This window comes from Bacillus sp. 05T22, from assembly GCF_056396765.1.
The window spans coordinates 1-5,047 of the sequence record NZ_JBFTMC010000181.1 but is presented as its reverse complement, the minus strand read 5'-3'; the positions used below and the strand labels follow the sequence as shown (position 1 = coordinate 5,047).

The following is a 5,047-nucleotide window of genomic DNA, read 5'->3' as shown; positions in this document are numbered from 1 at the left end:
GATTATACTAGAGGGCAATATAAATCATATAAAGGGAATGATTTTCAAATCATTATAGATAAAAAAATCCATTGTTCGATAAAGAAATTTTGCAAGGAAAACAAAATTAGTGAGTATTCTTTCTTCTTAGGTGCGTACTATATTCTTTTGAACAAAAATTCTTTACAAAAGGAAATAGTAGTTGGTACTCCAACGGCGGGAAGAAATCATCCTGAAACTCAAAATATGATTGGTATGTTTGTAAACACATTAGCTTTAAAAATGGAACTTGAAGAGGGTGTATCTCTTAGTGATTTTTTAAAGAAAGTTAATAGTGATTGTTTAGAGAGTTTTGAACACCAGGAATATCCATTTGAAAAATTATATGAAAAAATTTCATTTGAATCTGATAGTTCAAGAAACCCAATTTTTGATACTATGTTTGTGTTGCAAAATAATGAAATGCCTGAATATATGTTGGGTGATTTAAAATTAGAAATGTTGGATATTAAAAATAAAATTTCAAAATTCGATTTAACTTTATCTGTAGAAGAATTAACTGAAGAATATAAATTATCGTGGGAATACTGCGTTGAATTATTTAAAAATTCTACTATTTATAGATATTCAGAACAATATATTGAGATTATTAAAGAGTTGATTATATATCCCTCCAAGAAATTAAAAGACATTAATATAACCAATAAAAAAGAATTGGAGTTATTAGAGAAAGTATTTAACAATCAAAAAAAATCTTTAAACAGTCAAGAAACAATTATCGATGCATTTTCAAAAATTGTTGAAAAATATCCAAATAAAGTAGCTGTGAAATATTGTGAAGAAGAGATTACTTATCAAGAACTAGACATGAAATCAAGTATTATTCGTAATAAATTATATGATATTGGAATAGAAAAAGAAGAAAGAATTGGATTAATTACAGATAAATCAATTGAAATGATTATTGGAATATTAGGGATTTTAAAAGCGGGAGCAGCTTATCTGCCTATTGATCCAACCCATAAAACAAAAAGAATAAATTATATGTTAAAGGATAGCTCTGTTAAGACTTTAATTCTAGGACCTAATCATTTATCAAATGTAAAAGTGGAACAATTTGAAAGGATAAAAGAAATAATTGATTTTAAAAATTTAAGAGACGAARAATTGGAGGAGTATCAAAAGATAAAATTCAATCAAAATAATCTTGCTTATGTAATCTATACTTCCGGAACGACAGGAAACCCTAAAGGAGTAATGATTGAACATAAAGGGGTTGTTAATTTAGCTAAAGCACAAGCTGAAATCGGGGGGTATATTCCTGGAGACGTCGTTTTACAATATTTTAATTATATATTTGATGGCTCTGTGTCAGAAATATTTTCAGCTTTGCTAAATGGATGTACATTAGAGATGATTTCTGAATCAATACGATTAGAACCAAGAAAGCTTATTAAAACTTTAGATAATAAACATTTTCAAGTTGTTCCTTCTATGTTTAGGGCAATGATTGATTTTGCAGTTGATAATAATATGGTAGAGGAACTATTAAAATTTAAGAAACTCTATTTAGCAGGTGAAACGTTATCGCTAGATTTGGTGGAGAAAATGAAAAGTTTAGGTAAAGAGAAAATAAAAGATATCTATAATTTATATGGGCCGACAGAAAATACAGTATGTGCAACGAGTTATAATCTTGGCACGCTTAAAAATGAAAGTAGTATTCCAATTGGAAAACCAGTTACTGGAACAAAGGTGACAATAGTTCAAAATAATCAAAGATGTGGAATCGGCATAGTAGGTGAAATTTGCTTAGCTGGTATTGGAATTGCTCGTGGTTACTTGAATCTAGAGACCATGACAAAGGAAAAATTTATTTTAAATCTACATGATTCTGAAGAAATTTTCTATAAAACTGGTGATTTGGGAAGGTGGAATGAGAATGGAGATATTGAATACCTTGGCAGAATGGATGATCAAGTAAAATTTAGGGGTTTTAGAATTGAATTAGGTGAAATAGAACAAAAACTAAGGAAAATAGAATGTATTTCAGATGCAATTGTTATGATTAATAATGATACTGGTAATGAATATTTGGCAGCTTATGTATTGTCAAAAGACGAAATACTAACAGATCAGATAAACGATGCTTTATCAGAAAATTTACCAGATTATATGATTCCTAATTTCTATTTAGTAGTAGATAAATATCCGCTAACAGGAAGTGGAAAGATTGATAAAAAAGCCTTATCAATGATGGGGAATTTATCAACAGTTCTAGACCATGCAGTGGAAGAAAAATATGATTTGACTCAAAAATTAGTTAGAGAAATTTATACAAGTGTTTTATATGTAGAACAAATCAGATTAGATGATAATTTCTTTAGTTTGGGAGGGAATTCATTAAAAGCCATTCAAGTAGTGAATTCAATAGAAACAAATTTCAATATTAATTTCAATATAAAAGACGTTTTAGAACTGAAGACTATTAGAAAAGTTAGTRAAAAAATTGAAGAGGTTTTAAAAGGAAATGTTGATACTTCTTATGAAATGGAAAATATGATAATTGGTGAAGCGGAGGCATTATAGTAATGATAAAAAAATATAGGATGAGTTCTGTTCAAAAAAGATTATTTGCAATCGATCAATCGCAAGATGTTGGAACCTCATATAATATGCCTGTAATGATGAGTTTTGAGGGGAAAATAGAAAAAGATAAGTTACAAGATGCAATTAAAAAACTTTCTGAAAAATACGAACTATTGAGAACTACTTTTGCTATCCAAAATAATGAGTTTGTTCAGGTTGTTAGTGACTCACAATTAGTTACATTAGATTACTGTAATACTAAAAAAGTAGAAGATATTGAAAGTTGTTATGCAGATTTTATTCAACCATTTGATTTAACAAGAGGTCCTTTGATGAGAGTTCAGTTGATTGAAGAACTTAATGGAATGACTTATTTAATGATTGATATTCATCATATAATTGCTGATGGTGAGTCAATTGGACTAATTTGGAGGGATTTATCGAAAGCATATGCAGGTGAAGAATTAGAAAAATCTAAAATTCAATATAAAGATTTTAGTGCTTGGGCAAACAAGCTGGATTTAACAAAACAAAAGGAGTTTTGGATAAATGAATTTAGAGAAGACGTTCCAACAGTTGAATTAGTTACTGATTTCCCACGGAAAAATAAACAAAGTTACAACGGAAAAGTAAAAATCAAACAACTTAATAAATCATTAAATCATAAAATTGCCAAGATTTGTTCAGAAAATAGCTCAACTGAGTTTATCTTTTTTTTAGCAGTGTTCAATATTCTTTTGAGCAAATATGCTAGACAGAATGATATTATTATTGGATCGCCATTTTCAGGACGAACTAATGCTCAGTTACAGAATATGTTAGGAATGTTCGTCAATACGCTCCCTATTAAAACAGTAGTTGAGAGTAGCGAAAATTTCTTGAATTATTTAGAACAAGTAAAGGAAAAGTGCTTTTCCATCTACGAAAATCAAAATTACCCTTTTGAAAATTTATTATCTGATCTTGATTTAACCAGGGATTCGTCTAGAAATCCAATATTTGATATTATGTTTGCTCAAGAGAATACTTCTGAAGCGATTTACCTTGATACACTTAAGGCGAAACTAATTAATCCAGAAATAGTTACTGCAAAATTTGATTTATCATTAACTATGATATCCAAAAATGACGGGTATACAGTTGGGTGGGAATATTGTACAGATCTATTTAAAGACGAAACAATTACAATTATGGCGAAGCATTATGAAACATTATTAGAGAATATTTTGCATAATCCTAATTCTTTAATTAGTGAATTAAGTATGATTAACAAAGTTGAAGAAAAATTAATTTTAGAAGAATTTAATGAAACAGAAGCTTATTACCCTAAAGATAAAACAATAATACAATTATTTGAAGAACAGGTGATGCAAAATCCTGACGGTATAGCTGTAGTTTTTGAAGAAGAAAATTATTCTTATAAAGAAATTAATGGTCGAGCTAATGCTATTGGTGAAAAATTGAGAAATTTAGGCATTAAACCGGATGAAATAGTAGGTTTAATAAGTGAAAGCTCTGTGGAAATGATCGTAGGAATATTAGGTATACTAAAATCTGGAGCTGCTTATATGCCAATTGATCCAAAGCACCCTATAGATAGAGTTAGCTATATGCTTCACAATAGTGAGGCAAAGGTAATTCTATTCGGACAAGGAGGAAGTAAAACACTAAATCAATTACTTGTTGAGTTTAATGAGTTAGAAACGATTGATTTATGTAGTGATAAAACCGAAATTAGTAGTAATTTATTTCTTGTATCAAGCCCAAATAATTTGGCTTATATCATTTTTACTTCAGGTTCTACTGGTACACCCAAAGGAGTAATGGTGGAGAACCAGAGTGTGGTAAATGTTAGTTATTGGCAAATTCTAAATGGAGAGATTGATAATAAAACTAGAGTTATACAAAATTATAATTATATATTTGATGCTTCTGTTTCTGAAATTTTTCCTACTTTAATAGCAGGGGGAACTTTATTAATGCTATCAGAAGAGGATAAGAAGAACCCTAGAAAGTATTTGGAATTATTGGTTAATTCTCAACTTTGTTGTGTTCCTTCGATGTTTAGAGAAATTTTAGAATATGCAAAAGCACATAATTTGATTGATAAATTAATACAATTTGACAAATTATATTTAGCGGCAGAAGTATTACCGATAGAATTACTAAAAGATTATATGAACACTACTGGTAGGAATTTAAATCAGGTTTACAATATCTATGGACCAACTGAAACAACAGATTCGGCTATTTGTTATGATTTTTCAGGCATGAATAATGTAGAAAAAGTATTGATTGGTAGACCAATATCTAAYTTAAAACTATATGTGTTAAATGAGAATCAGCTTTGTGGAATTGGAGTTCCTGGAGAATTGTGTATTGGTGGCGATGGAGTAACTCGGGGATATTTAAATAGACCAGATTTAACAGAAGAAAAATTTGTAGAAAATCCATATATTCCTGAACAAAAGATGTATCG

2 protein-coding genes are annotated in these 5,047 nt (G+C 29.1%); both read left to right on the top strand.

The genetic code is table 11. From position 1 onward, the window contains the following. Positions 1-2,568, top strand: a 2,568-nt coding sequence (locus AC1DIT_RS27070) for a non-ribosomal peptide synthetase (protein ID WP_476998550.1), incomplete at its 5' end; no start/stop codon positions are given. Between the two features lie 2 nt (positions 2,569-2,570). Further along, a partial coding sequence (locus AC1DIT_RS27065) for a non-ribosomal peptide synthetase (protein ID WP_476998549.1) occupies positions 2,571-5,047 on the top strand: 2,477 nt, incomplete at its 3' end.